The following is a 7,411-nucleotide window of genomic DNA, read 5'->3' on the forward strand; positions in this document are numbered from 1 at the left end:
CAACCGCCTTCGCTTTTATATAGTCAAGAGCTGTGCCAAAATCATAAACAACTGATTATCAGCAAATATTTATTTTAAGAATACGTTCGTTTCCGGACAGATGTCCGCACAGAAACGAACAATGGAGCTAAAATATGCCGCGTTAACGTAAAAATAACGTTGAGATAACATTTAAACCTCTCATTTACTTTTCTTGCCCTATAAGCATTTTCAGATCATGAATGAAGCAAAGTACTCTTATAATTCTTATCAAGTATTAATTGAAGAATACACTTTCTTAAACGATGTTATAAAACATACTTTTTTACTTGGATAATTTGCAGATTTCGCTAATGTCCGTATCTTTGCATCGTGTTTTTCATAGTATTAGATTTAAGGTTAACAAAGGTTGGAGCAAGGCGTTGCTCCTTTTTTTATATCCATACCCCAGTTATTCCTTTTTTTCTATACAGATATATGAGCAATAAAAATGCCTGAAAAGTCGCTTTTACGCTTCTCTTCAGGCATCCAAATCAAAAATATAGAATAGTCTGTTTAGTTATTCATTAAACCAATCAATCTTTTTAGAGAAATACATTACGGCTGCCAATATGACAAACAGTCCCAAACTACCGGCAAGCAGAGCAAAAGTTTCCAACTGAATAAGAATGAATATATAGATATACAACACACTCAACAACCCCGACATGATAAAGGCCGGCTTCTTTTTCCGGATAATGCCTAACATATAGCCACCCACCAAACCAATGGTCAGTAATGCCGAAACCAGATAAGCGATATTGAACCCTACATGTTCGGACAAAGAAAGCAATAGACTATAAAACAGGCACAGCGCTAACCCCACCAATAAGTATTGTAATGCATAAATGCGTGTCTTTTCCATTATTTCCGTAAAAAAGATTACTGTAAACGTCAGCAATATAATAAGAATAGCATATTTAGCAGTGCGTGTAGACTGCTGATACTGTTCCACGGGTACTTTCAGATTAACTCCGAAATTAGAATCATCAATATCCCGTGCACTCGTATTCCGATAATCCACTATCACCTGCGAATAATTCCGGTTCAGATTTAAAACCTGCCATTGTGCCGAGAAATCATTTTCAGTAACATTCCGATTATCCGGCAAATAATTACCGGTAAAACTCGGCGTACCCCAATTGGCTTTCAGATTCACTTTAGTCGTTTTCCCAAGCGGACTAAAATTAATGGATTGCGAACCTTTCAATTTAATTTTCATCTCATACGGAAGCTTCTTATTCTCTTTCAAAGCAGTAAGATCGGCAACGGCATGTACTCCTGTACCTTTTATTCCCCGTCGGTCCATCCCGGGTTCAAACATATAGACCGAATCATTCAACATGATGCTGATTTGCTCGTTGATTCCCCTCATATCCGTCAAGTTAAAACAGATAGCAGCTCTATCAAACCTCATCGCGTCCAGATCCACTCCGCTTTTCTTAAGCTCCTCCAGACTGAATGAGCCTTTAAAAACCAGTTCCGACTGATAAACGTTTACCTTATAAATACCCCGTTTTAAAATCTCCGTACGCAACTGTCCGTCTATAAACAATTCATCAGGAAACAGCAGTACATTACTGATACTTACCTTCTGTTTTCCATTATCCACCGACACCACAGGATATTGCAAATTGATATAAGGACCTGTTATGGTCTGTGCAAGACTCCATTTCTGGCTAACTTCTTCGATGGCATCCACTTGTGTCCGTCCGCGCTCCCTGATCATATCCTCAATCATCACCATCGGTATCAACAGCAGCAGTACCAATACGGCAATAACCACCACCTTGATTGTTTTAGAGAAACGATGAAAACATCCTGCCGGCTTCTCCATTCCGTTTAAATTCTCATTCAAATTGTCCATAGTAGAATAGTGTTTAGTAAATTAATTAAGTCTGGTTTAGTTTTCTATATAGTTTACCTTCTCAAAGTGAAAGAAAATGTATTAAGTAGATTTTAACAGGCTCTCCAATGCCGCGATATGCTCTTTAAAAGCTGTTCTCCCTTGAGGTGTCGCCCGGAAAGAAGTTTTTGTCTTTCGCCCTACAAAAGTTTTCGAGCAGATAATATAACCGAGTTCCTCCAAAGCGCGGGTATGACTCGCCAAATTACCATCCGTCAGTGAAAGCAGTTCTTTGAGCATATTGAAGTCAGCCTCATCATTCACCATCAAGACCGCCATAACCCCCAACCGCACCTTGCTTTCAAAAGCTTTATTTATATTTTGGAATCCTTCTAACATCAATCACCTGCTCCTTTCATACTGCAAATAAAACAATATACCATACAACAGATGAAAGCCTCCGAATCCGATGGTCCAGAACATCAGTGCGTGTCCCTCAAAGAAACAATCTATCACACCCAAAACAAGAAATGCATATCCTAACCATGCCACATTGGAATAAGTAAACTTGGATACATTCACCAAAGACAATCCGTAAAACAACAGCATCACTGAAGAAATCACCCCATAATTCCCGTGCAAAAGCAAGGCTATACAGAACAATCCACCCACAAGTAACGGAAGCGAAAAGTTCCAGGCAGTCCGGTATGTCAATCGACTGAATAACTTTGTCCCGGTCTTCTTCGCTTTATATACGGAAAGCACACAAGCCGTAATAACCGAGGCCATCAGTATCAGCGAAGCCACAACAACCATCTCCGCCAAAGAAGCCTCTGAATTGAAAACCCGGCCCACTACATAAGCGCCAACAAATGAATATACACCTGCCATTACAGCTGTTATTCCACTGAGAGATACAAACTTGGAGGACTTCTCCATCAACTCCTTTATCTCATTAACCGATTCTAATGCCTTATTCTTATCCATATAAAAAGTACTTTGCGCCACAAAGTAAAATAGAAATAATGAAAGGACAAAGGAAATAACAGAAAAAATACATAAAACACAAAAATACAATTGTACCTGAATGATTTATGATCAGTAATCAAGTAGTAAGTAGTCAAGTAGATAAGTAGATAAGTAGTAAGTAGAAATGACTTGTCTGATGCATTTTCCTTAACTACTTGACTACTTACTACTTGACTACTGAGTGTGAATTATTCAGGCTATATTCTGGAATATTATCAATTAAAATCCATATACCTGTATAAATGATAAGATAACATAATTATCGGGGAAGATAGGAGACAGACCGCCTATGGCTATGGCCTACCTTTGTTCCCATCGAATTATATGTGGAATCTTAAAATATAGGTGATTATGGAAAATAACAAAATTGTCTTTCCGGAACTGTTCTTTACCGATAAGAATCTGGTAGGACGCGATGTCCTTAAAATCTCCCGGAATTTATCCGACTTGAAAGGCATCTTTGCCGATGCGGAAGCTTTCGAACGAATGCCCCAGAATCAGCTTGCTTATGAAGTCAGCAGTTTTTTACCCGAAAAAGAAGGAACTCCGGGCGGATTGTACTTCGGCATTACCTATCTGTATCCGGGGAAAGTCGGCAATGAGTACATGATGACGAAAGGACATTATCATGCCAACGTCGACCGTGCGGAATTCTACTGGGGACTGGAGGGCGAAGGTATGCTGATTCTGATGGACGGGCAGCGTAATGTGTGGGCCGAACATGTATTTCCCGGCAGCTTGCATTACATTCCGGGAGGAGTAGCCCATCGGATGGCAAATACGGGAAGCTCCCTTTTCTCATTTGCTGCCTGCTGGCCTTCGGACGCCGGGCATAATTATGCCGAGATTGCAGAAAACGGATTCTCTGCCAGATTGATGGAAGTGAATGGTGTCCCTCATTTAATCTGACCGGCAATGTATTGTATAGCAATAGATTTAGGAGGTACCATTATCAAGATCGGTTTGGTGAAAGGAGCGGAAATCCTTGAATTCAACTCGTTTCCCGCCAAAGCAGGGAGTCTGGCCGACAATCTTCCTGTTATGAAGACGGTAATAGACCGGTTGTTAGGAAAATGGAGGGTATCGAAAGAAGAGCTTTCCGGCATAGGGCTGGCCTTTCCCGGTATGGTCAATCCGAAGGAGAAAAGGGTGACTTCCACCAATGATAAATACGATGATGCCTGTGACATAGATCTGGCTTCGTGGGTTTACAGGAATTGGGAAACTCTTTTCATTATCGATAATGACGCCCGCCTGGCACTTGCCGGAGAGTGGTGTTTCGGTGCCGGAAGAAATAGCAGGAACATGGTAATGATGACCATTGGTACGGGAATCGGTACCGGGGTCGTACTGGATGGACGGATTATAAAAGGAACTCATTATCAGGCAGGGTCGTTGGGCGGACACATCGTCGTGGACTATCGTGGACGGCGTTGTACTTGTGGAAATATCGGGTGTGTGGAAGCAATGGCTTCTTCCTTTTTCCTGCCGGAGATTATCCGTACCCATTCCAAGATCAGCAATGAGTATAAGGCGAAAGCTTCTTCTTACGACTTTAAAACCCTGTTCGGTTTAATGAGACAGGGAGAGCCGGAAGCTACTCTTTTATGTCAGGATTGCATGGATGTATGGGCGGCGGCCATTATCAATTACATCCATGCTTATGATCCGGAGATCATCGTGATAGGCGGCGGGATTATGCGTAGTGCGGATATCATATTGCCTTATCTGAAAGAACGGATCGACCGTCTGGTTTGGTCGCCGGAAAATGAAGTAGAGATCAGAGCCTCCTTATTGGGGGATAATGCCGCTCTTTTGGGAATTTCGTGTACGTTGTCAACAATAAAAAAAGAAAAATGCTATGAACAGATATTTTAATGAGAAATCTAATTATGATAAGTATCCGGTGGTGAACGTGCCGGGTATGGAGGAAGAGTGCCGGGTGGGTTGGAGAGCTATTTCCGATCGTCTGGAGAAAGACCTGTCGCAGATCGGAAAGAAAGTAAAGGTCGTGGTGCTGGAATGTTACCAGGGAGTATCGGATGAAGAGGTGGTTACGGCTTTGCAGTCTGCTTTCCCGGCTTCCCGTTGGTTCTTTTCGGCGGATGCCATGAAGTCTCCGGAACAGATAGATGCCATCTTGAAGCAGGACATCACGGAAGACGAGATTTTCGGTTATATGACCCGTCAGAACATGGACTGTTATTTCGACGGAGATAAATTGTCGGGTATCCGTTCGGAGATTGCTGCCGTTACAGAAGGCATTGTTTTTGTCTATGGGGTCGGTGCGGCTTACGTACAGCCTTCGTATGATTTGCTGGTGTACGCCGATATGGCCCGTTGGGAGATACAGATGCGTTTCCGTCGCAACGAGGTATCGAATGTCGGCATCAGCAATAGGGAAGAACGTGCTTCATTGCAATACAAGCGTGCCTTTTTTGTAGACTGGCGTATTTGTGACCGCTTCAAGAAGAAACTGATGAAGAAGTGGGATTATGTACTCGATACGAATACTGCCGGCAATCCAAAGATGGCGACTGCAAAGGCAATAGAAGCCGGACTGGAAAAGGCTTCCCGTACCCCCTTCCGGGTCGTTCCTTTTTTCGATCCGGGACCTTGGGGCGGACAATGGATGAAAGAGGTATGTGACCTCGACCGGGAGGTGCCTAATTTTGCCTGGTGTTTCGATTGTGTCCCCGAGGAAAACAGTCTTTATCTCGGTTTTGGAGACGTACGTTTCGAATTACCTTCTATCGATCTTGTTTTTGCTTATCCGGCACGTTTATTAGGCAATCCGGTATATGGCCGTTTCGGTGACGAGTTTCCGATCCGTTTCGATTTTCTCGATACGATGGAGGGAGGAAATCTGAGTCTGCAAGTACATCCCCTGACACAATATATACAGGAAAAGTTCGGTATGCACTACACGCAGGACGAAAGCTATTATATGTTGGATGCGGCAGAAGATGCTACCGTGTATTTGGGGGTGAAAGAGGGGATCGAACCGGAAGAGATGATTGATGCCCTTAATGAAGCGCAGGAAAGCGGTTGCTTCGATGCGGAGAAATACGTGGGTCGCTATCCCGTTAAGAAGCACGACCATTTGCTGATACCTGCCGGCACGATACATTGTTCCGGAACAAACGGTATGGTGCTTGAAATCAGTGCGACTCCTTATATCTTCACTTTCAAGCTTTGGGATTGGGGACGTCTCGGGCTGGATGGCCGTCCGCGTCCCATCAATATAAAGCACGGGCAGGAAGTCATTCAATGGAACCGTACGGAGTCTTGGGTCAGAAAAGAGATTTTCAATCGTATAGAGCCGGTGGCCGAGGGCGAAGGCTGGAGGGAAGAACGTACCGGTTTGCACGAAAACGAGTTCATCGAAACCCGCCGTCATTGGTTTACCGCTCCCGTATTGCACCGGACGGACGGCAGTGTGAATGTTCTCAATCTGGTTGAAGGGAGAGAGGCCATTGTGGAAAGTCCGACAGGAGGGTTCGAGCCGTTTGTTGTTCATTATGCCGAGACGTTTATCGTGCCGGAATCGGTGAAAGAATATACGATCCGCCCTTATGGAGAATCCGCAGGTAAGCAGTGCGCTACTATTAAAGCTTTTGTTAAACACAATCCTTAATTCGATTTTGAGTATGAAATTTAATCCAGGTTTTGATATAGAACCCACAACGAATCCCATGGGGTTCGTTTATGGTCCCGATGTTTTTGGCCCTCCGGTAGAGAACCGTTTGCTGAAAGATATCCGCAAGAGTTTATCCGATCCCGATTGTGACGGTCCCGAAGTAGTGTATGCCATTGCCATGGATGTCGGAAAGAAAATCCATGAACCGCTTCTGAAAGAGATGCACCTTCTCTATGGGGTGGTGACTTATGCCGCCGGAAAATTAGGACGGGAACCCATACGTAGCCAGGGACATATTCACTGGGTTTCCAAATTCAGCCAATGGTCTACTCCGGAGGTTTATGAAATCTGGTCGGGCGAAGCGATTATCTATATGCAGGAGTTTGCCGAGGATAATCCCGGGCGTTGTTTTGCCGTTTATGCCCGTCCCGGTGACGTTGTGATTGTCCCCCCATACTGGGCGCATGCCACTATCAGTGCCAATCCGGACGAACCGTTGACATTCGGTGCCTGGTGTGACCGCGACTACGGTTTTGAGTACGAGGGAGTGCGTAGGCATAAAGGCATCGCCTGGTTTCCTGTCTTTAACGATAAGAATAAAATAGAGTGGCAAGCCAATCCGCTTTATGAGAAATCGGAACTGATCTGCAAAACTCCTGCCGATTACTCCGCCCTCGGCATCGTAAAGGGGGAAGCCATCTATACGACTTTTGAAAAAAATCCGGATACTTTCTTATATGTTCCCCGCCCGGAACTGAAAAAGGAGGTATGGGAGAATTATCAACCTTAGCTTGAATAATTTATATACAGTAGCCAAAATGTTAAGTGGTTGTTTAGTAGTCAAGTGATTTAGTAGTCAAGTAGTTTAGTAGTCAAGT

At 43.8% G+C, this 7,411-nt stretch carries 7 protein-coding genes; 4 read left to right on the forward strand and 3 right to left on the reverse strand.

All coding sequences use genetic code 11. The features are described 5' to 3' along the window. Positions 1–538: 538 nt before the first annotated feature. The 3 genes from creD to QVP90_RS02035 form a co-directional block, all read right to left on the reverse strand. Positions 539–1,885: a cell envelope integrity protein CreD gene (gene creD, locus QVP90_RS02025; RefSeq protein WP_021935535.1), complete on the reverse strand. Its 1,347-nt coding sequence runs from the start codon at positions 1,883–1,885 to the stop codon at positions 539–541. A gap of 81 nt (positions 1,886–1,966) precedes the next feature. Then, positions 1,967–2,263, reverse strand: coding sequence for a winged helix-turn-helix domain-containing protein (locus tag QVP90_RS02030; RefSeq protein WP_005928132.1), 297 nt, complete (start codon positions 2,261–2,263; stop codon positions 1,967–1,969). 3 nt (positions 2,264–2,266) lie between these two features. Next, entirely contained in the window at positions 2,267–2,851 is a 585-nt protein-coding gene (locus QVP90_RS02035) for a hypothetical protein (RefSeq protein ID WP_007479598.1), read from the reverse strand. Between the two features lie 393 nt (positions 2,852–3,244). Here QVP90_RS02035 and QVP90_RS02040 point away from each other — a divergent pair, with 393 nt between their 5' ends. Genes QVP90_RS02040 through QVP90_RS02055 form a run of 4 tightly spaced genes read left to right on the forward strand, consistent with a single transcriptional unit; the run spans position 3,245 to position 7,323 of the window. Continuing rightward, on the forward strand, positions 3,245–3,802 hold the full coding sequence (locus tag QVP90_RS02040; RefSeq protein WP_005930707.1) for a glucose-6-phosphate isomerase family protein: 558 nt from the start codon (positions 3,245–3,247) through the stop codon (positions 3,800–3,802). A 6-nt stretch (positions 3,803–3,808) separates the two neighbouring features. Beyond that, a complete protein-coding gene (locus QVP90_RS02045; protein ID WP_021935536.1) occupies positions 3,809–4,771 on the forward strand; it encodes an ROK family protein in 963 nt (320 codons plus the stop codon). Further along, on the forward strand, positions 4,755–6,530 hold the full coding sequence (locus tag QVP90_RS02050) for a class I mannose-6-phosphate isomerase (RefSeq protein ID WP_021935537.1): 1,776 nt from the start codon (positions 4,755–4,757) through the stop codon (positions 6,528–6,530). The genes QVP90_RS02045 and QVP90_RS02050 overlap by 17 nt, the downstream gene beginning before the upstream one ends. Before the next feature lie 13 nt (positions 6,531–6,543). Further along, entirely contained in the window at positions 6,544–7,323 is a 780-nt protein-coding gene (locus QVP90_RS02055; protein ID WP_005930712.1) for a glucose-6-phosphate isomerase family protein, read from the forward strand. Positions 7,324–7,411 lie beyond the last annotated feature (88 nt).

The organism is Bacteroides sp. CAG:189, assembly GCF_000432295.1.
Taxonomy (GTDB): Bacteria; Bacteroidota; Bacteroidia; order Bacteroidales; family Bacteroidaceae; genus Bacteroides; species Bacteroides salyersiae.

What these genes read in the sequence shown, in the direction of transcription:
- QVP90_RS02050 (WP_021935537.1), top strand. Translation starts at nt 4,755, where the DNA reads ATGAACAGATATTTTAATGAGAAATCTAATTATGATAAGTATCCGGTG.
- QVP90_RS02040 (WP_005930707.1), top strand. Translation starts at nt 3,245, where the DNA reads ATGGAAAATAACAAAATTGTCTTTCCGGAACTGTTCTTTACCGATAAG.
- QVP90_RS02030 (WP_005928132.1), bottom strand. Translation starts at nt 2,263, where the DNA reads ATGTTAGAAGGATTCCAAAATATAAATAAAGCTTTTGAAAGCAAGGTG.
- QVP90_RS02045 (WP_021935536.1), top strand. Translation starts at nt 3,809, where the DNA reads ATGTATTGTATAGCAATAGATTTAGGAGGTACCATTATCAAGATCGGT.
- QVP90_RS02055 (WP_005930712.1), top strand. Translation starts at nt 6,544, where the DNA reads ATGAAATTTAATCCAGGTTTTGATATAGAACCCACAACGAATCCCATG.
- creD (WP_021935535.1), bottom strand. Translation starts at nt 1,885, where the DNA reads ATGGACAATTTGAATGAGAATTTAAACGGAATGGAGAAGCCGGCAGGA.
- QVP90_RS02035 (WP_007479598.1), bottom strand. Translation starts at nt 2,851, where the DNA reads ATGGATAAGAATAAGGCATTAGAATCGGTTAATGAGATAAAGGAGTTG.